We start from the raw sequence: 18,901 nt of genomic DNA, 5'->3' as shown, positions 1-18,901 counted from the left end.
AACTAGCGATGAACGCGATGCAAAAGCGCAAGCCCACGATCGGCCTTGGTGTCACCACCGCAATGGCAGCAGTTCTGCTCAGCGGCTGCGCCTCCAACCCGGCACCGCGCGCTGCGGCTTCAGCCGCTGAGACACAAATGGCAATCGTCAATGGTCAGCACAGCCAGGCGATCCAGGCCGCTGAAGTCGCCGTTGCTGCTGATCCGCGAAATGCTTCTTATCGCATGGCCTTGGGCAATGCCTATCTGGACGCAGGCCGTTTCGCTTCGGCATCTGCAAGCTTTCAAGACGCGATGGCATTGGGCGATAACAGCCCCCGCGCCGCGCTCAGCCTTGCGCTCGCTCTCACCGGGCAGGCACGCTACACCGAAGCCGCCTCGCTGCTGAACGATTGGGAAACCGAAATCGCTGCATCCGATCTGGGCCTTGCTCTGGCACTCAGTGGACAGCCTGATCGCGGAATTCACGTCCTCTCGAACGCTATTCGAAGCGGCGAGAACACGGTGAAAAGCCGCCAGAACCTCGCTTATGCCTATGCAGTCGCCGGCCGCTGGCGCGAAGCCCGCATGATGGTTGCGCAGGATGTTCCCGCGCATGAAGTGGGCGACCGCATGGCAGAATGGGCGCAGATGACCCATGCAGAAGCCTATGGCACCCGCGTTGCCAGCCTGCTTGGCGTTCCTGCCAATGTGCGTGACGCCGGACAGCCGGTGCACCTAGCCCTCGTCAGCACACCGGATGCAGTCCAGCTTGCGTCGGAAGCATCTGCCCAGCAGCCTTTTGCTGCCCCTGAACTCGCTGCACTTGATGCAGGCCGCATGAATATTCCAGCAACCGGCGGCGAACTGCCTTCGGTCGGCACCCCTGCCGTTGGAATGGCTCCGCCCGCATTGCCCCCTGTGACGGTTTCCACACCGCGCAGCTCCGCTCCCACCAACTTTGCAGAAGCCTTCACAGCCGAAGCCAGCGCTCGCAGCGCACCGGCACCCGCCACATCACGCTATGAAACTGCACCTCGGGTTCAGCAGGCAAGCCCGCAGGGCAATTTCGCCCCGCCAGCAGCAGTGCCCCGCGCAATTGCAGCAGCCGCACCCTCAACAGCCACACGCGCTCCTGCATCGCGCCGGGTCGCAGCGGCAAACACGCCGGCAATTGCGCGTCCCGCTCTCGACACAGGCGCTGCGCCAAGCACCGGCTCATCGCACCTGATCCAGCTTGGCAGTTTCTCCAGCGAGGCAGGTGCCACACGGGCGTGGGGCATTTATGTCAGTCGCTATCCTGAACTTTCCGACCGCGAGATGGTCATCACCCAGGCAGTGGTCAACGGCCGCAATTACTGGCGCGTATCCGCTGGCGGTTTCGACCGAGCAGGCAGCCGCGCCATGTGTGGCCGCGTTGATGCTGCAAGTGGCGAAGGCTGCATCAGCTGGGCCGCAAACAGCCCGCTTCCCGGTGCGATCGATACCGGCGTGCGCCTTGCCCGCCGGTAATCACGAGTTAAACCCCTTCTTAGCCCCCTGAGAAGACACATGGCCCCTCCCCTCACCGGGAGGGGTTTTTGTTTGGGTCAAAGGCGGAAGCCGCCATCGCTGACCAATGTTGAGCCGGTGATGTTGGCGGCATGGTCTGACAGCAGGAACATGATTTGACCGGCGATTTCGTCGGCGGAGGCGAAGCGTCCACTGGGCGATACCTGCTGCGCCATCGTGGCGATTGCGCCAGCGCGGTTACCCTGATGTTTTTCCACCAGATCATCGAAGAACGGAACGCCGTCCCAGATTGCCGTGTCGACGCCGCCAGGTGCGATGGCATTGACCCTGATGCCGCGATCGGCGCTTTCCTTCGCGGCGACTTTCGCGAGCTGCATGACGGCCGCCTTGGAAGAGGCGTAGGCTGCAATGCCTTTTTCCGCTTTCACGCCGGTGACCGATGCCGTCAGCACCATTGCGCTGCCGTCCACGGCCATGCGCATCGCGCTGCGCAGTGACAGAAACGCCCCGTCCAGATTGACCGACATTATGTTGCGCCAGTTATCCAGCGTCATCTTGGTAATCGGTGCGGCGTCGCCAGAAATGCCCGCGTTGAGCACGGAAGCATGGATCGGCCCGCCTTCGGCCTCCACTCTGTCCCACAGGGCTTCATCCGCCACGTCGCCGGCATGGATGGAGGTTTCGCAATTCAATCCGAGATCTTCGAGCCGTTCGCGGTCCAGATCGACCAGGATGATCTTCGCCGCACCAGATTCAGCTAGGGCCCGCGCACAGGCCGCACCGATGCCCGATGCAGCGCCTGTTACCAGCGCAGTTTTTCCAGTCATGTCACAGATCAATTTGTGTTCCTCCCTTGAACAGCTTCGTCACGCGGCCCTGCACGGGCTGGCGATCAAACGGCGTATTGCCCGCTTGTGCCGTCATTTTGGCAGAGTCCACGATCCACGGAGCTTCCGGATCAATGATGGCCAGATCGGCCTCCTTTCCCGGAGCAATCTCACCCGCATTCACGCCCAGCAAGCGTGCCGGATTACGCGAAAGCAGATCGAAAGCGCGCGCCAAGTCGATTACTTCGTCACGCACCAGCGTCAGCGTCATCGCCAGCAGCGTTTCAGCCCCTGCCATGCCCGGCGCAGCGTCGGCAAACGGCAGGCGCTTGTCCTCTGGTCCGCGCGGATCGTGGCCGCTGGAAATCACATCGATTGTACCATCGCCGACCGCTTCAATCACAGCCTGCCGGTCCTCTTCACTGCGCAGAGGCGGAGAAAGGCGCGCAAAGGTGCGGTAATCGCCCAGCGCCAGGTCTGACAGCATGAAATGCGCCGGTGTCACGCCCGCTGTGACGGACAGACCGCGCGCCTTTGCACTGCGCACAAGCTCCAGCCCGCCGCGCGTTGTAACTTGCCGCAGATGGAGCCGGGCACCGCTTGCCTCGGCCAGCGCAATATCGCGTGCAATCGCAAGTGCTTCAGCTTCCTTTGGCGCACTAGGCAAGCCCAGCCGCGTCGCCATTTCGCCAGCCGTTGCGGCTGCATTGCCCGCAAGACCTGCATCCTCTGCGTGCGTAACGACCACCAGATCGAGCATCGCGGCATATTGCAGCAAGCGCAGCATCACGCCGCTATCGCCGATCCATTTGCGCCCCGTCGCAATTGCTCTTGCCCCGGCATCCTGCATCAGCGCGACTTCAGCCAAATGCGTGCCATCCAGACCCGCGGTCGCCGCTGCAATCGGATGAACCCAGAAATCAGGCTTGCCACTTTGCGCCGCGAAACGCACCCGCGCCGGATGATCTAGCGGCGGCGACTGGTCGGGCATCAATGCGGCGCGGGTAATCCCGCCAAAATGAAACGCAGGTTTGTCGATGGCGAACACGCCCAGATCGACAAGCCCCGGTGCGATGAGCTTGCCGCGAGCATCGACCACTTCATCGCCGTCATACCAGGCGGATTGGCCAACCGCCGAAATCGCTCCATCTTCGCAGCGGACTGCGCCTTCAGCAATGCCGGAAGGCGTCACGACGAGACCATTCTTGATGGTGAATGGGCGTAGCTGTTTCATACCCATTCCCCCTCACCCCAGCCAGAAATCTGCCGGGTCTTCCGCGTCAACACGTCAAGGCTCGCCATCCGGATGGCCACGCCCATTTCCACCTGACTGGTGATGATCGATCGGCTTTCCAGATCGGCCACATCGCTATCAATCTCCACGCCCCGGTTCATTGGCCCCGGATGCATCACGATGGCATCAGGCGCGGCAAGCGCCAGCCGCTCCGTCGTCAAACCGTACAAGTGGCGGAATTCACGCGGCGAAGGAATGAACTGCCCGTCCATCCGCTCATTCTGAAGGCGCAGCATCATCACCACGTCCGCACCTGCCAATGCATCATCGAACCGGTGATGCACTTCAATCTCCATCCGCGCGATACCTGACGGCATGAGCGCAGGAGGGGCGCAGACGCGCACGGTCGCGCCCAAGGCCTGCAGAGACAATATGTTGGATCGCGCCACGCGGCTGTGCAGGATATCGCCGCAGATCGTGACTGTCAGTCCGGTAAAATCCTCTGCATCATGGCCCCGCTCGCGCAGCTTCATGCGCAGGGCGAGCGCATCGAGTAGTGCCTGCGTGGGGTGTTCATGCTGGCCATCGCCTGCATTGAGAACAGGGCAATCGACCTTGCTGGCGATCAGCCCCACTGCCCCGCTGGAACCGTGGCGGATCACAATCGCATCGGCGCGCATCGCGTTCAGCGTTACCGCTGTATCGATCAGCGTTTCGCCCTTCTTCACGCTGGACTGGGCCGCGTGCATATTGACGACGTCCGCCCCAAGACGCTTACCCGCGATCTCGAAACTGAGCAGCGTCCGCGTGGAGTTTTCAAAGAAGGCATTGATGATCGTCAGGCCCGCCAGCCGGTCCGAATGTTTGGATGCCTGCCTGTTGAAAGCGACATATTGTTCCGCCTCCGCCAGCAGGTACAGGATCTCGTGGCGTTCCAGATCGCCGATGGCAATCAGGTCGCGGTGCGGGAACGCGCGGCCACCCGCAGGAAAGCGGCCGCTGGCGGGAATATTGTGCGTCGATGTCATTAAAGCCAAGCCCTTAGTCTAGCTGTATGGACCACTCAAGCTGTTAGTGCTGGCAGTCACGCCTCTGCCTCCCTAAATGAAGGCATAGACACATCTGAACGGGGTTATAGCATGGGTTTCGCACGCAAGGTCTGGCGTCTGCTGGTCGGCATTAAAGACGGGCTCGCGCTCCTGTTCCTGCTGTTGTTTTTTGGATTGCTGTTCGCAGCTCTAAGTGCGCGCCCCAATCCTGGCGTCGTCCGCGATGGCGCGTTGCTGCTCGATATCGACGGTGTGATTGTTGAGGAGGTGGCTCCGATCAATCCGATCCAGGCCCTGATCTCCCAAACCGTTCCGGTGCGCGAATATGCATCACGTGATCTTGCCCGCGCCATTGATGCAGCTGCAACCGATGACCGGATCAAGGCTATTGCGCTTGATCTGTCCGACTTTCTGGGCGGCGGCGCCGTTCACATGCAGGAAGTGTCTGGCGCGCTGTCGCGGTTCCGCGCGGCGGAAAAGCCGATCTACACTTTCGGCATGGCCTACAGCGATGATGCGATGCTGCTGGCCGCGAATTCAAGCGAGATCTGGGTCGATCCGATGGGCGGTATCGCCATCACCGGACCTGGCGGACAAAACCTGTATTACGCTGCCGCGCTGGACCGGTTCAACGTCACTGCGAATGTCTACAAGGTCGGCACGTACAAAAGCGCAGTCGAACCCTACACCGAAACCGGCATGTCGCCCGAAGCACGCGAAAACCTCAGCCAGCTGCTGGCGACGCTGTGGCAAGAATGGCGCGCGGTCGTCAGCGCTGCGCGTCCGGATGCCGATATTGACCTTGTGACCACCGATGTGGAAGGCTGGCTGGCAGCGTCCAACAATGATCTGGCGCAGGCAGCGCTTGCTGCCGGCCTTGCAGACCGCGTCGGCACCCGCGTGGAATGGGGAGAACGCATCGCGGAACTGGTGGGCGAAGACCGCTGGAATAATGATCCAGGCAATTTCACCGCAACCGAATATGATCCGTGGCTGGCCGATGTTAACGGCGGGCTGGACTTTGGCTCGGAAGGCCGCATCGGTATCATCACCATTGCAGGCGAAATCAACGATAGCGATGCCGGGCCGGGAACTGCTGGTGCAGAGCGGATTGCGCGCCTGCTCGATGATGCGCTCAATGATGATCTGGATGCTCTGGTTGTCCGGGTTGATTCACCGGGTGGCACCGTGACCGGATCAGAAACCATCCGCCGCGCGATCTTGCGTCACAAGGATGCCGGAATTCCCATCGCTGTATCAATGGGCAATTACGCGGCCAGCGGCGGTTACTGGGTGGCCACTCCGGGCGACCGCATTTTTGCAGAACCTGAAACACTGACTGGCTCTATCGGCGTTTTTGCGGTCTTTCCCAGCTTCGATGAATTGCTGGCAGAATATGGCGTGACCAGCGACGGCGTGCGCACAACCGGCCTGTCAGGACAGCCAGACTTGCTCGGCGGCCTTACGCCTGAAGTCGATGCCGTGTTGCAAGGCTCGGTCGAAAATTCCTATGCCCGGTTCCTCGGGCTGGTGTCCGAAGCGCGCGGTATCAGCATCCAGCGGGCGGATGAACTTGGCCAAGGCCGCGTTTGGGATGGCGGTGCAGCGCGGCAATTGGGGTTGGTCGACCAATTCGGCGATCTTGATGCAGCGATTGCCTGGGCAGCAGAACGTGCAGAACTCGCCGAAGGCTCTTACGAGCGGCGCTATCTGGGCGACAACGCACCGCAATTCGGTTCGCTGTTCGCGCAATTGATGGCATCGGACGGCGAAAGCGGTGACGCGCGCGGGCACGATCTGGCCGCAATCTTTGCCCGCGCGGAAATGGCGCGGATGGCGAGGGTGCTGGACGATGTCGATATGTTGATGGGCAGCGAAGGTGTGCAGGCGCGGTGCATGGAATGCGCTGTGCTTCCGTCATCATCAGCGGCATTCCAATCACGCGTGCGCAGCGATAGCTGGCCAGCCATGCTTTTGCGCCTGTTAGGAACGTAACGCAGCTCGGCAAGCGCTTGTCATTCACAGCATCGCATGGCAAAGGCGCGCCCCTGCCGTGAATCGCTGCTTGCAGCGAAAGGCCCGGCGGGCGCGTAGCTCAGTGGTAGAGCACACCCTTCACACGGGTGGGGTCGCAAGTTCAATCCTTGCCGCGCCCACCATCTTTTCCGACTTGCTGTCTGCTCGCCCGGCCTAGCCGCTCGGCTCAAAACCGCGCTGGACAAGCGCGCCCGCAAAAAGGCATAGGCTGGCGCCATGCATGACCTGCGAATGATCCGTGAGAATCCCGAAGCTTTCGATGCCGCATTGGCGCGGCGCGGGCTGGAACCTGTTGCCGCCACAATCCTGTCCATGGACGAGGAACGGCGCGCCTTGACCACGCAGTTGCAGGAGGCGCAAAGCCGCCGCAACGAAGCGTCCAAGGCCATTGGTCAGGCGATGGGCAAAGGCGACAAGGATACAGCAGAGGCGCTGAAGGCCGAAGTTGCCGAAATCAAAACGACCATGCCCGCGCTGGAAGAGCGTGAGCGCGCGCTGGGTGAGGAATTGACCGGACTGTTGGCCACCATTCCCAATCTGCCCGCAGAAGACGTGCCGCAAGGCGCGGACGAAGACGGCAATGTCGAAGTCAGCCGCTGGGGCACTCTGCGCGAGTTTTCCTTCACGCCTATTGAACACGCCGACCTTGCTCCGGCGCTGGGCATGGATTTCGAAACCGGCACAAAGCTGTCGGGTGCACGCTTCACTTTCCTGCGCGGAGACATGGCCCGCCTGCACCGCGCCATCGCGCAATTCATGCTCGACACACAGACGCGTGAGAATGGCTACACCGAATGCAATCCGCCGGTTCTGGTGAATAATGCCGCGATGTATGGCACGGACAAGCTGCCCAAGTTTGCCGAGGACAGTTTCCGCACCACGGAAGATCACTGGCTCATCCCCACATCCGAAGTCAGCCTGACCGCCTCGGTCGCAGGCGACATCCTGCCCGACCTTTCCCAGCCCATCCGCCTGACCGCGCACACGCTCTGTTTCCGCAGTGAAGCGGGTTCTGCCGGAAAAGATACGCGCGGGTTTATCCGCCAGCATCAGTTCGAAAAGGTGGAGCTTGTCAGCATCTGCGCACCGGACCAGAGCGAGGCAGAGCATGAGCGGATGACTGGGTGCGCCGAAGGCATTCTTAAGGCGCTCGATCTGCCATACCGCAAGGTTCTGCTGTGCACCGGCGACATGGGCTTTGGCGCGCGAAAAACCTATGATCTGGAAGTCTGGCTTCCGGGCCAAGGTGCCTACCGCGAAATCAGTTCCTGCTCCAACACGGGCGATTTTCAGGCACGCCGGATGAACACGCGCTTCCGCCCGGAGGCTGGCGGCAAGAAGACGGAATTTGCCCACACGCTCAATGGCTCCGGCCTTGCAGTCGGGCGCACACTGGTGGCGGTTCTGGAGAATTACCAGCAGGAAGACGGCTCCGTTCTGGTGCCGGAAGCGCTCCATCCCTATATGGGCGGTGTGACCAAGTTGACCCCAGCCTGATGCGCATCCTGCTGACCAATGATGATGGCATTCACGCTCCTGGCCTTGCTGTGCTGGAAGCTCTTGCCGCTGAATTGTCAGACGAAGTGTGGGTTTGCGCCCCTGCGGAAGAGCAATCGGGCGCAGGACATTCGCTCACCCTGCATCAGCCTGTGCGCCTGCGCGAACATGGCAATCGGCGCTATTCGGTGACCGGCACGCCGACAGACTCGGTCAATCTGGCTTTGCGCAAACTGTTTGCAGACAAGCTCCCCGATCTGGTGATTTCAGGCGTGAATGCGGGTGAGAACCTTGGCGATGACATCACCTATTCCGGCACGATTTCGGCGGCGATGGAAGCCGCACTGGCGGGCATTCCGGCCATTGGCCTCAGTCAGGCCTTCCGCAATAATGGCGGCAGTTTCTCCGCCACGGAAGGCTGGGGCAAGCGCGTACTGGAACCGCTGATCAATGTGACCATGGCCAAGCGCACGCTGGTCAATGTGAACTTTCCAGCCCTTCCTGCCGACAAGGTGCGCGGCATCCGTGTGGTCCGCCAGGGTTTCCACGATTACAGCCGCGGTTCGCTGGTCCAGGGTGAAGACCCGCGCGGGCGGCCCTATTACTGGTTCGGCCTGCAGGATGCCGAACACACACTGGATCACGGCACCGATCTTGAAGCGGTGGAGGACGGCTACGTTGCGGTTACTCCTTTGCAGTTGGACCTCACGCATCATGCCGCCATCGGCGCGCTGGCCGACAGGTTTTCTGCATGAAGTGGATGATCTGAATCATGGCAAAGCCGCCCAAACGCAAAGAGCCTATCAGGGTCGGCAAGCGCCGCACCGCGCCGCTGCGCCGGGCGGTGAGCATTCCCGTGTGGGGCGATCTGGGCATTCGCCTCAGCCTTGCGCTGTTCCTGATATTCACTGTCATCATGATCCACTGGTGGGACCGGGATGGGCTGGTCGACAATCTGGACGGGCATGTCAGCTTTCTGGATGTCATCTATTTCACGATGATTTCCATCACCACCACCGGCTTTGGCGATATCGCGCCGATCAGTGACCAGGCGCGTCTGGTGGAAGCCCTTATCGTGACACCGGTCCGCTTCGCAGTGCTCTTTATCTTTGTGGGCACTGCCTACAATTTCATCATCAAACGCAGTTGGGAGAATTGGCGCATGGCCAAAATTCAGGATCAGCTGACCGACCATGTTGTCGTGCTCGGCTTCGGTGTCTCGGGCGCGGAAGCGGTAGGCGAACTTATCGAGCGCGGGACCGACCCGGCGCATATCGTCGTCATGGATACATCGGCCGAGCGGCTTGAGCAGGCCGAGGTCATGGGCTGCAATGTGATCGAGGCGGATGCGACCCGCGATGACAATTTGAGAGCCGTGCGCATATCCGAGGCGCAAACCATTCTGGTGTCGGCGGGGCGTGACGATGCCTCCATCCTGATCGTCCTTACCGTGCGCCACCTTGCCCCCAACGTTCCGATCAGCGTGGTTGTTCGTGCTGCCGATAACGAACTGCTGGCGCGGCAAGCGGGCGCAGACAATGTCATCAATCCGGTGCGCTTTACCGGTCTGCTGCTGGCAGGTTCTGCCCGAGGTGCGCATATTTCGGAATACATGTCCGACCTCGCCTCTGTCACCGGACGCGTGCAATTGGTCGAGCGAGAGGTCATGCCCGATGAAATCGGCAAACCGCTTAGCCAGCTTTCCAGCGGCGGACGGGGCCTGCGGATCTACCGCAACGGCGGAGCCTGCGGTTTCTGGGAGCACGAGGCCGATTGCCTTCAGGCAGGCGATATCGTTGTCGAGATCTTGCCGTCAGAACTTGCAGCACAGGAAGGCGGCGGCGGCTAGCTGTTATCCCAACCCGGCATGCACCGCGCCCATCGCGATGTAAAACAGTAGCCAATATCCTGCATCGATGAAAAACAGCGCCTTGCTCTTCTGGCTGAACAGATAATTCGTGCCGATCGCCGGCACGATAAAGCCCAACGCTACGCCGAAACTGGTCATCACTTTGACGGTGAAACTCAGGTCCTGCGCATAGCTGGAAAAGGTGTGCGCCAGCGTCCAGCTTGCCAGCAATGAGAATGCAAATGCGCCCCCGTAGATCAGGCCCATTCTGCCTTCCTTGATCTGCTCCTCTGTCAGACCGACAGCGCCCATCCACTTCTTGCCCATCACCGGGCCATACCAGATGCCGCCGACCACAAAGCCCGCCAGCGCGCCGACAACCACGGCAATCCAGTTCACATCAAGCAGGTTCATTCCCTGTCTCCCCTTTTCATCCCGGTCATTCTTCTAGCCCAAAGTGCATCCCTCGTGTAGGGGCGCGCTCGCAATGGCTACTCAACTTCCCGAACCCAAGCGCATCGGCATGGTCAGCCTCGGCTGCCCGAAAGCTCTGGTCGATTCCGAACGCATCCTCACCCGCCTGCGGGCAGACGGTTATGCGATGAGCCCCGATTATGCGGGCGCAGACGTGGTGCTCGTCAACACCTGCGGCTTCCTCGATAGTGCCAAGGAAGAAAGCCTCGAAGCCATCGGAGAGGCCATAAATGAGAACGGCCGTGTTATCGTAACCGGCTGCATGGGCGAAGAGGCGGAGATGATCCGCGCCCGCTTCCCGCAGGTTCTCGCGATTACCGGCGCGCATCAGTATGAGGACGTTGTCGAAGCCGTCCACGAAGCTGCGCCGCCTTCGCAGGGGCCCTATATCGACCTCATCCCGCAGCCGTCAGAGCATGATATCAAGCTGACGCCGCGCCACTATTCCTACCTCAAGATCAGCGAGGGGTGTAACCACTCCTGCGCGTTCTGCATCATCCCGCAATTGCGCGGAAAACTCGCCAGCCGTCGGATCGATGCGGTGCTGCGAGAGGCCGAAAAGCTGGTCGCGGCGGGCACCAAGGAACTGCTCGTCATCAGCCAGGATACCTCGGCTTATGGTGTCGATACGCGCCACGAAACCAAGCCCTGGAAGGGACGTGAGCCGCGCGCCCACATGACCGACCTGGCCCGTGAGCTTGGCCAGCTCCGCACGCCAGACGGCCATGCCCCTTGGGTGCGGCTGCACTATGTTTACCCCTACCCCCATGTCGATGCGGTGATCCCGCTGATGGCGGAAGGGCTGCTGACGCCGTACCTAGATATTCCGTTCCAGCACGCCGCGCCGAAGGTCCTGAAGGCAATGCGCCGTCCGGCGAACGAGGCCAAGGTGCTTGAACGCATCCACAAATGGCGCGCCATCGCTCCCGATCTCACCATCCGTTCCAGCTTCGTGGTCGGCTTTCCCGGTGAGACAGAGGAAGATTTCCAATATTTGCTCGACTGGCTGGAAGAAGCCCAGCTGGACCGCGTGGGCGGCTTCCGGTTCGAGCCGGTAGCAGGCGCCGCAGCCAACGATTTGCCCGATCCCGTGCCCGAAGAAGTGAAGGAAGAACGCTTCGCCCGGCTGATGGACGTCACCGCGCGTATCTCCACCGCAAAACTCGCCGCCAAGGTAGGCCGCACCCTGCCCGTCATCATCGACGAAGTGGGCGAGCCGGACGAAGACGGCGATATCGGCGCCACCGGCCGTTCGCAGGCCGATGCACCCGAAATCGACGGCGCGGTATATTTGCGCAACGTGCCGGACACGCTGGCGGCTGGCGATATCGTGCAAGTGGAGGTCGAAGAGGCCGACGCGCATGATTTGTTCGGAGTTATCAATCCCGCCCTCAAGTAGCGGAGCGGTAGGGCAGCAAGAAATACCTCAAGTAGCGGAGCGATAGGGTGACAAACCAGCTTAGGGTGACAAAGGTTACACCCTGTCACCCTGCCGAAAGTACGGATTGTGGTGCAATTATAAGTCCCTAGCTCATTTCCAGCAGGGTTACACTCTTGCGCTTGGAAAAAGCATCATGACCAGACCGACAATGTGAAAGAGCCACCAACTCGGTGGCCCTTTCCCATGTCTGTAGGAAAGCGCCCCCGCCTACCGCACCGCGCGGCTCACCACTTCGCCTTCGATCACAACGCCAATCGCGTGGCTGGTGAATTCGAACGGATCGCCGTCGAACATCGCCACATCGCCGTCCTTGCCGACTTCGAGGCTGCCGATACGGCTGTCCATGCCGATCACGCGGGCGGCATCAATCGTGATACTCGCCAGCGCATCTTGCGGGGCAAGGCCATTGCCGGCGGCAAAGCCTGCTTCCCACAATACCACGCGGGTTTTGGGCACATAGGCTTCATATCCCGATTGCAGCGCGAAGGGGATGCCCGCTTCTGCCAGCACGCTGGCGGTGGTGAAAGCGGCGTTTTCAAGCTCGCCCTCGTTGCGCGCCATGGTCGGGTGGAGGATGACCGATACGCCTGCCTCGCGCAGTTCATCCAGCATCAAATGCGAGTCCGCTGCGCCGTCCAGCACCACGGTGATGCCGAATTCCTCGGCCAGCCGCAGCGCGCTTTGCATGTCCTGCATCCGGTTGGCTGTGATCATCAGCGGAGTGTCGCCTTCGATCACCTGTACAAAGGCACGGCGCACCAGATCGCTGACCTCATCATCGGTCGCATTGCCGCGCGCCGCTGTCAGCGCCTGGCGCAGCATCGACATCTGCTTGGCCCGTGTGCCGGGGGCGCTATCGCGGTCCAGCGCCCATGCACCCAGATTGGCAGCGATCATCGTGCCATCCTGCACCAGCGCCGCGTCCACCGTATTGCCACGCGTTTTCACCACCATCGTCTGCCCGGATACCAAAGCGCCGGGGCCGTGGCCGGTGTGGAGCGTGGTCACGCCCAGTTCGCGCACCCATTGCACCAGCCGGTCATGCGGATTGTAGGCATCGATGGCGCGCAGATGCGGCTGCACCGGATCGCTGCCGTCCAATTGATCCTGATCGTCGAACTGGTTGAGGTATCCTGTCAGGCCGACAGTCGAATGCGCATCGACAAGGCCGGGTGTAACAACAGGCGCTTCCAGAACTTCCATGCCCTGCGGAATGGCTATGTCGGCAGCGCGACCAACAGCTGTGATGCGGCCATCCTCGATCACCACCACGCCATCTTCGATCACGCCAGCGGGTCCCATCGTCCACACTTGCCCGCCGCGCACAGCGACATCCTGGGCCGCTACTGAAGCAGGGGCAGTGGTGGAGAGCAGAGCGGCTGCAAAGCCCGCTGCGATGGTTTTTGAAAGCGCGTTCATCGGGCGTCCTCCAGCATATGAGCCTCTCTCTCGAGGACGTGGGTATTAAGCTGCGGATTGCCGGCGCCGTATCCGCCAGTGGCGTGGATCAGATCTTCAGGGTTGGCGCTGTCAAACAGCATCTCCCCCAGCACCCAAGTCTGGGTGATGTCAGTGTAAACACTCAGCGGATCGCCGGTCAGCACGAGGAAGTCGGCGAACTTGCCTTCTTCCAAGCTGCCCACGCGGTCTTCCAGACCAAGCTGCACCGCGCCATTGATGGTCAGCGCCCGCAGCGCGCCATCGCGGGTCATCCCTCCGCGCACAGCGATGCCTGCGTGACGGAACATCAGACGGCTATCGATGATATTGTCATCCGAATGGAGCGAGAGGAACACGCCTGCCCGCTCCAGCACACCGGCGGTTTCAATATTGGCTTCTGCCGCTTCCAGCTTCCCGCCGGGGCTGTCGACCAGAATGGCCGAGACAGGCACGCCAGCCGCAGCGATTTCTGCCGCCACCAGCCCGCTTTCAATGCCGTGCTGGATCAGCATGTCGAAACCGAATTCACGGCGCAGGCGCAGCGCGGTCATGATGTCGTCCGACCGGTGGGTGTGAAAATGGACGAGGCGCGTGCCATCCAGAACTTCGCACATGGCATCCATCCCGATATCGCGCGGCGTCTTATCTCCTGCGCAATATTCCTGCGCGGCGATGAAGTGGCTGCGCACCATCGCGGCAGAACGCGCGCGGGTGCCGGGAAAGCCGGGCGTTTCGCGGATCGGATTGGTCCCGTTGGCCATTTTCATGCCGCCCATGATCGCGCCGTCATCACGGGTATGCGCCATGCTTTCGATGGAATTTCCGTCCACCAGATGCATGTAGAATGTCTGCCCGCTCATCAAATGGCCGCTGCCGGGCATGATGTTGGCAGTGGTCACGCCGCCGGAACGGGCGCGCGGGATCGAGCTGTCGCGCACATTGATATTGTCCAGCGCACGCACATCGGGCTGGATCGCGGCAGAGCTGTCCGCGCCGGAAACCTGGCCGATATGCGAATGGGTGTCGACTATGCCGGGCATGATCACCAGGCCGGTGGCATCACGGATGTCCGCACCAGCCGGGATCGCCGTATCCGCGCCGCCGATGGCAATAATACGGCCGCCTTGCACAATAAGCGTGCCGCTTTCGATTGTGCCCGTTCCGCTGGTGCCGTTCATCGTGTGAATGGTCGCGCCGGTAAAGGCGACCGGCGTTTCCTGCGCTACGGCCTGCCCGCCCAGAACTGCGCCAATCGCACTCGCGGCAAGAGCAGCCGCTTTCATCAATCGCATTGAGAATTCCCCTGATCGGTTGGTTGCGGGTGAGACTAGGGTGTTCACACACGCAGGCAAGCCTGTTTCCGGAAAGCGGACTGTTTCGGTAATACATCGGGCCGAAATCTTATTTCGCGCTGGCGAAACGCAAGCGCTTCCCCCACGTTGGGTGACTATGCCTATAAACATAAAATCCAGCTTCGCCTTCCATCTTGAAGAGCCGACCGATCTGCTGTTGCAGTTTCAGGCGGCGGCCATCCCGGAACAAACGCTTATTGAAACAGATACATGGCTGACCAAGGCCGAACATATCGCCAGCGTGCCTGCGCAGGATGATGTGGGCGAGCGGGTGTGGGTGCGCGCGCAAGGTCCGTATAAGGTTGATTACACTGCAAAGGTGCAAGTGAACCGGCAGGTTTCCAATCTGTCGCAGCTCGCCCAGCTTGATCCGCATGATCTGCCGGGGGAGACCGTGGAATACGTATTCGATTCGCGGTACTGTCAGGCGAGCCGTATGCAAACCTTTGTGGAGGATCGGTTCGGTAAATATACAGGCGGCGCAAGGGTTGCGGCCATGCGTGACTGGATTGCAGACAAATTTACCTATGAACCCGGCATTTCGGACGCGACGACCACCGCGATAGACAGCTTTGTGGAACGGCGCGGGATTTGCCGCGATTATGCTCACGTGCTGATCAGTCTGGCCCGCGCCTCGACGATACCGGCGCGCTATGTCAGCTGTTATGCGCCGGGAGTAACACCGCAGGACTTTCACGCCGTGGCAGAGGTGTTTCTGGCCGATGAAAATACGCCGGGCGGCGGATCATGGCAGATCGTGGATGCAACGATGATGGCGGACCCGGCGAAGACGGTAAAGATCGGGATAGGCCGGGATGCTGCGGATGTCAGCTTCATGACCAGTTTCGGATTTGCCGATTTTCAAAACAGCTCGGTAGAAGTGAGCGAGACGAATTGACATAACAGGTCCGAACCGGGCCAAAAATGGAGTTTTGAGCAGCGATGAAAAACAAGGCTGACACGCTGATCCTGTTCGGGGCAACCGGTGATTTGTCGCAGCGTATGCTTTTGCCATCGCTCTGCGCGCTGGACGCGGATAATCTCCTCAGCAGTGAATTGCGCATCGTCGGCACCGCAAGGTCTGCCATGGATGACAGCGAATTTCGCAATTTCGCCCGCGCAGCTATCGAGAAATACTTGCCCGCGCACCGCCGCGGCGGCATGGCGGATTTCCTCAACCGGCTGTCCTATTCCACGCTCGATGTCACAACGCCCGAAGGCTATGCCGATCTGGCCGCCAAGGCGGGCCTGAATGATGGCCTGAAAGATGGAGCGGACCGCGAAATCGCGATTTTCCTGTCCACCGCGCCCAGCCTGTTCGAACCCACGATCAAGGGGCTGGCCGATCACGGACTGGCGGACAGCAATTCGCGCATTTGCCTTGAAAAGCCGCTCGGCACCGATCTGGAAAGCAGCTGCGCGATCAATGATGCGGTGGCCGCCGCTTTCAGCGAAGACCGAATTTTCCGCATTGACCATTATCTGGGCAAGGAGACGGTGCAGAATTTGATCGCGCTGCGCTTTGCCAATATCCTGTTCGAACCGCTGTGGAATTCACAGCACATCGATCACATCCAGATCACCGTTGCCGAAACCGTGGGCCTTGAAAGCCGGGTCGATTTCTATGACGGCGCGGGCGCTTTGCGTGACATGGTGCAGAACCACATGCTGCAATTGCTGGCACTGGTCGCGATGGAGCCGCCGAGCAGCTTCGATGCAGGCAGTGTGCGCGACGAAAAGGTGAAAGTGCTGCGCGCGCTGCGCAAGATGGACGCCAAGGAAAGCGTGACCGGCCAGTACCGCGGCGGCGCATCCAGCGGCGAAATCGTGCCCGGCTATGATGAAGAGCTTGGCCGGGAAAGCGACACAGAAACCTTTGTCGCGATGAAAGGCCATATCGACAATTGGCGCTGGCAAGGCGTGCCTTTCTATTTGCGCACCGGCAAGCGTTTGTCGGAACGCGTGACCGAAATCATCGTGCAGTTCCGCTGCGTGCCGCATTCCATCTTCCCCGGTGCCAAACTGGTGCCGAACAAGCTGGTGATCGGTATCCAGCCCGAAGAAAATATCACCCTGTCGATGATGGCAAAGGTGCCCGGTATCGAACAGGAAGGCATCGCCCTTCGTGAAGTACCGCTCAATATCGCCATGCCTGATGCCTTCACCGGCAAGCACAAGCGCATCGCCTATGAACGCCTGCTGCTCGATCTGATCGGCGGCGATCAGACGCTGTTTGTGCGGCGTGACGAGGTGGAGGCCCAGTGGCGCTGGGTGGATGATATCCGCGAAAGCTGGGAAGCGGAGGGCAAGAAGCCCAAGACATACAACGCCGGAAGCTGGGGGCCGAGCGCCGCCATCGCTCTGGCCGAACGTGATGGGGTAAGCTGGCATGAGTAATCTTGACACGGTAATTTCGCGGGTCACCGACCGGATTATCGAGAAATCGAAAGACAGCCGCGCGGCCTATCTGTCGCTGATCACGCGAGAGGCGGAGAACCGCCCCGATCGCGGGCAAGTCAGCTGTTCCAACCTGGCCCACGCCTTTGCTGGCGCGCTGGAAGATCAGGAGGCGCTGAAGGCAAATCGCGGCCCGAATATCGGTGTCGTTACATCCTATAACGATATGCTGTCCGCGCATCAGCCTTATGGCCGGTATCCCGAACGATTGAAGATCTACGCCCGCGAAGTCGGCGCCACAGCGCAAGTCGCTGGCGGCACGCCCGCCATGTGTGACGGAGTAACGCAGGGCGAAAGCGGCATGGAACTCAGCTTGTTCAGCCGCGATGCCATTGCCATGGCGACCGGCATCGCGATGAGCCACGCCATGTATGACGGAATGCTCTTGCTGGGCATTTGCGACAAGATCGTGCCCGGCCTGCTGATGGGCGCGCTGCGCTTTGGCCATTTGCCAGCCATTTTTGTGCCCAGCGGCCCCATGCCCAGCGGCGTTTCCAACAAGGAAAAGCAGCGCGTCCGGCAGCTTTATGCAGAAGGCAAGGCGACCCGTGCGGAATTGCTCGACAGCGAACTGGGCAGCTATCACTCGCCTGGCACTTGCACCTTTTACGGCACCGCCAATTCAAACCAGATGATGATGGAAATGATGGGCCTGCATATTCCCGGTTCCGCCTTCATCCAGCCGGGCACGAAGCTGCGCCAGGCGCTGGACCGCGAAGCTGTTCACCGGGTCGCTGCCATGAATGCCGATGGCAATGATTACCGCCCGCTGGGCCATTGCGTCGATGAAAAGGCCATCGTGAACGCGATGGTCGGGCTGCTCGCCACTGGCGGTTCCACCAATCACGCGATCCACATTCCCGCTTTCGCACGCGCGGCCGGGGTGCAAGTGGACTGGACGGATTTGAGCGAACTCAGCTCCGTCGTGCCGTTGCTCTGCCGCGTTTACCCCAATGGCTCCGGCGATGTGAACCATTTCCACAATGCGGGCGGCATGGGCTTCGTCATCCGCGAACTGGTGGGTGCTGGCCTTGCCCACGGCGATGTGATCGGCGTTGGCCGGGAACGCGGCATGGGCCAATATGCGCAGGAGCCGGGGCTTGATGACGATGCGCTGACCTGGCGCGATGTCGGGCCATCTGGCGATGATGAAATGCTGCGCACTGCGGACAAGCCGTTCCAGGCCGATGGCGGTATGCGGCTTGTCACCGGCAATCTGGGGCGCGCTTGCTTCAAATCTTCTTCTGTCGCGCAGGAACGCTGGACTGTGCAGGCACCCTGCCGTGTTTTCCAGACCCAGCACGATGTGCTCGCGGCCTTCAAGGCAGGCGAACTGGAGCAAGATGTCGTGGTCGTCGTGCGGTTCCAGGGCCCGCGCGCCAACGGGATGCCGGAACTCCACAGCCTGACCCCGCCGCTGGGCGTGTTGCAGGACCGGGGATACCGCGTGGCGCTGGTGACAGATGGCCGCATGTCTGGCGCGAGCGGCAAAGTGCCGGCCGCGATACATTGCTCGCCAGAAGCTTTGGGCGGAGGCCCGCTGAGCTTGTTGCAGGACGGCGATGTGGTGAAAGTCTGCGCCGCCACCGGAGAGCTTTCGACCACGGCGGATCTGTCCACCCGCACGCCAGCCGCCGATCCTGCACCGGAAATCGGCACTGGCCGGGAATTGTTCGCCATGTTCCGCACATTGGCGGATGAGGCGGAAAAAGGCGGCAGCGCAATGCTCGCCACCGCAGGCCTTTAAGGGAGAA

Annotated in this window: 15 protein-coding genes and 1 tRNA gene; 10 read left to right on the top strand and 6 right to left on the bottom strand. The window is 61.0% G+C overall.

Translation table 11 applies throughout. The features are described 5' to 3' along the window. Window positions 1-8: 8 nt before the first annotated feature. Window positions 9-1,490 carry an SPOR domain-containing protein gene (locus AB731_RS05035; RefSeq protein ID WP_047092167.1) on the top strand — a complete coding sequence of 494 codons (1,482 nt, stop codon included), beginning with the start codon at window positions 9-11 and terminating at the stop codon, window positions 1,488-1,490. A gap of 77 nt (window positions 1,491-1,567) precedes the next feature. On the opposite strand, the gene AB731_RS05030 is transcribed toward AB731_RS05035, so the two are convergent. Genes AB731_RS05030 through AB731_RS05020 form a run of 3 tightly spaced genes read right to left on the bottom strand, consistent with a single transcriptional unit; the run spans window position 1,568 to window position 4,579 of the window. Beyond that, entirely contained in the window at window positions 1,568-2,317 is a 750-nt protein-coding gene (locus tag AB731_RS05030) for an SDR family NAD(P)-dependent oxidoreductase (RefSeq protein WP_047092168.1), read from the bottom strand. A 1-nt stretch (window position 2,318) separates the two neighbouring features. Continuing rightward, window positions 2,319-3,551, bottom strand: a complete 1,233-nt coding sequence (locus AB731_RS05025) for a dihydroorotase (protein WP_047092169.1) — start codon at window positions 3,549-3,551, stop codon at window positions 2,319-2,321. Beyond that, window positions 3,548-4,579, bottom strand: a complete 1,032-nt coding sequence (locus tag AB731_RS05020) for an aspartate carbamoyltransferase catalytic subunit (protein ID WP_047092170.1) — start codon at window positions 4,577-4,579, stop codon at window positions 3,548-3,550. Before AB731_RS05020 ends, AB731_RS05025 begins: the two co-directional genes overlap by 4 nt. 111 nt (window positions 4,580-4,690) lie before the next feature. Between AB731_RS05020 and sppA the strand changes: the two genes are divergently transcribed. The 5 genes from sppA (at window position 4,691) to AB731_RS04995 (ending at window position 9,983) form a co-directional block, all read left to right on the top strand. Beyond that, a complete protein-coding gene (sppA, locus tag AB731_RS05015; RefSeq protein WP_047092171.1) occupies window positions 4,691-6,595 on the top strand; it encodes a signal peptide peptidase SppA in 1,905 nt (634 codons plus the stop codon). 89 nt (window positions 6,596-6,684) lie between these two features. Then, window positions 6,685-6,759 (top strand) — tRNA-Val (locus AB731_RS05010). Window positions 6,760-6,853: 94 nt separating this feature from the next. Continuing rightward, window positions 6,854-8,134 carry a serine--tRNA ligase gene (gene serS / locus AB731_RS05005; RefSeq protein ID WP_047092172.1) on the top strand — a complete coding sequence of 427 codons (1,281 nt, stop codon included), beginning with the start codon at window positions 6,854-6,856 and terminating at the stop codon, window positions 8,132-8,134. Then, window positions 8,134-8,889, top strand: a complete 756-nt coding sequence (gene surE, locus AB731_RS05000; RefSeq protein WP_047092173.1) for a 5'/3'-nucleotidase SurE — start codon at window positions 8,134-8,136, stop codon at window positions 8,887-8,889. Before serS ends, surE begins: the two co-directional genes overlap by 1 nt. A gap of 17 nt (window positions 8,890-8,906) precedes the next feature. Further along, a complete protein-coding gene (locus AB731_RS04995; protein WP_047092174.1) occupies window positions 8,907-9,983 on the top strand; it encodes a potassium channel family protein in 1,077 nt (358 codons plus the stop codon). 3 nt (window positions 9,984-9,986) lie between these two features. Here AB731_RS04995 and AB731_RS04990 read toward each other — a convergent pair whose 3' ends face one another. After that, window positions 9,987-10,397 (bottom strand): DUF1761 domain-containing protein, encoded by a 411-nt coding sequence (locus AB731_RS04990; RefSeq protein WP_047092175.1) that lies wholly within the window; start codon window positions 10,395-10,397, stop codon window positions 9,987-9,989. 73 nt (window positions 10,398-10,470) lie between these two features. Between AB731_RS04990 and rimO the strand changes: the two genes are divergently transcribed. Further along, window positions 10,471-11,856, top strand: coding sequence for a 30S ribosomal protein S12 methylthiotransferase RimO (gene rimO / locus AB731_RS04985; RefSeq protein ID WP_047092176.1), 1,386 nt, complete (start codon window positions 10,471-10,473; stop codon window positions 11,854-11,856). A 249-nt stretch (window positions 11,857-12,105) separates the two neighbouring features. On the opposite strand, the gene AB731_RS13610 is transcribed toward rimO, so the two are convergent. Together AB731_RS13610 and AB731_RS13605 are read right to left on the bottom strand one after the other, a co-directional pair. Then, window positions 12,106-13,317 (bottom strand): amidohydrolase family protein, encoded by a 1,212-nt coding sequence (locus tag AB731_RS13610; RefSeq protein WP_064971796.1) that lies wholly within the window; start codon window positions 13,315-13,317, stop codon window positions 12,106-12,108. Further along, entirely contained in the window at window positions 13,314-14,630 is a 1,317-nt protein-coding gene (locus AB731_RS13605; protein WP_052768825.1) for an amidohydrolase family protein, read from the bottom strand. Before AB731_RS13605 ends, AB731_RS13610 begins: the two co-directional genes overlap by 4 nt. A 157-nt stretch (window positions 14,631-14,787) precedes the next feature. On the opposite strand from AB731_RS13605, the gene AB731_RS04975 reads away from it, so the two are divergent. From AB731_RS04975 to edd, 3 genes are read left to right on the top strand one after another with little or no spacing between them, the layout of a single operon-like run. Then, window positions 14,788-15,588, top strand: coding sequence for a transglutaminase-like domain-containing protein (locus tag AB731_RS04975; protein ID WP_047092177.1), 801 nt, complete (start codon window positions 14,788-14,790; stop codon window positions 15,586-15,588). Window positions 15,589-15,632: 44 nt separating this feature from the next. Continuing rightward, window positions 15,633-17,087 carry a glucose-6-phosphate dehydrogenase gene (zwf, locus tag AB731_RS04970; RefSeq protein WP_047092178.1) on the top strand — a complete coding sequence of 485 codons (1,455 nt, stop codon included), beginning with the start codon at window positions 15,633-15,635 and terminating at the stop codon, window positions 17,085-17,087. Beyond that, window positions 17,080-18,894, top strand: a complete 1,815-nt coding sequence (edd, locus tag AB731_RS04965) for a phosphogluconate dehydratase (RefSeq protein ID WP_047092179.1) — start codon at window positions 17,080-17,082, stop codon at window positions 18,892-18,894. Before zwf ends, edd begins: the two co-directional genes overlap by 8 nt. The last annotated feature ends 7 nt before the right edge of the window (window positions 18,895-18,901 follow it).

The sequence above is a fragment of the Aurantiacibacter marinus genome (assembly GCF_001021555.1).
Classification (GTDB): domain Bacteria; phylum Pseudomonadota; class Alphaproteobacteria; order Sphingomonadales; family Sphingomonadaceae; genus Alteraurantiacibacter; species Alteraurantiacibacter marinus.
This window is presented reverse-complemented; position numbering and strand designations above follow the sequence as displayed.

Coding starts and splice junctions, on each gene's coding strand:
- surE (WP_047092173.1), top strand. CDS start 8,134: ATGCGCATCCTGCTGACCAATGATGATGGCATTCACGCTCCTGGCCTT.
- AB731_RS05020 (WP_047092170.1), bottom strand. CDS start 4,579: ATGACATCGACGCACAATATTCCCGCCAGCGGCCGCTTTCCTGCGGGT.
- serS (WP_047092172.1), top strand. CDS start 6,854: ATGCATGACCTGCGAATGATCCGTGAGAATCCCGAAGCTTTCGATGCC.
- AB731_RS04975 (WP_047092177.1), top strand. CDS start 14,788: ATGCCTATAAACATAAAATCCAGCTTCGCCTTCCATCTTGAAGAGCCG.
- AB731_RS04995 (WP_047092174.1), top strand. CDS start 8,907: ATGGCAAAGCCGCCCAAACGCAAAGAGCCTATCAGGGTCGGCAAGCGC.
- AB731_RS13605 (WP_052768825.1), bottom strand. CDS start 14,630: ATGCGATTGATGAAAGCGGCTGCTCTTGCCGCGAGTGCGATTGGCGCA.
- AB731_RS05030 (WP_047092168.1), bottom strand. CDS start 2,317: ATGACTGGAAAAACTGCGCTGGTAACAGGCGCTGCATCGGGCATCGGT.
- zwf (WP_047092178.1), top strand. CDS start 15,633: ATGAAAAACAAGGCTGACACGCTGATCCTGTTCGGGGCAACCGGTGAT.
- AB731_RS13610 (WP_064971796.1), bottom strand. CDS start 13,317: ATGAACGCGCTTTCAAAAACCATCGCAGCGGGCTTTGCAGCCGCTCTG.
- rimO (WP_047092176.1), top strand. CDS start 10,471: ATGGCTACTCAACTTCCCGAACCCAAGCGCATCGGCATGGTCAGCCTC.
- AB731_RS05035 (WP_047092167.1), top strand. CDS start 9: ATGAACGCGATGCAAAAGCGCAAGCCCACGATCGGCCTTGGTGTCACC.
- AB731_RS05025 (WP_047092169.1), bottom strand. CDS start 3,551: ATGAAACAGCTACGCCCATTCACCATCAAGAATGGTCTCGTCGTGACG.
- sppA (WP_047092171.1), top strand. CDS start 4,691: ATGGGTTTCGCACGCAAGGTCTGGCGTCTGCTGGTCGGCATTAAAGAC.
- edd (WP_047092179.1), top strand. CDS start 17,080: ATGAGTAATCTTGACACGGTAATTTCGCGGGTCACCGACCGGATTATC.
- AB731_RS04990 (WP_047092175.1), bottom strand. CDS start 10,397: ATGAACCTGCTTGATGTGAACTGGATTGCCGTGGTTGTCGGCGCGCTG.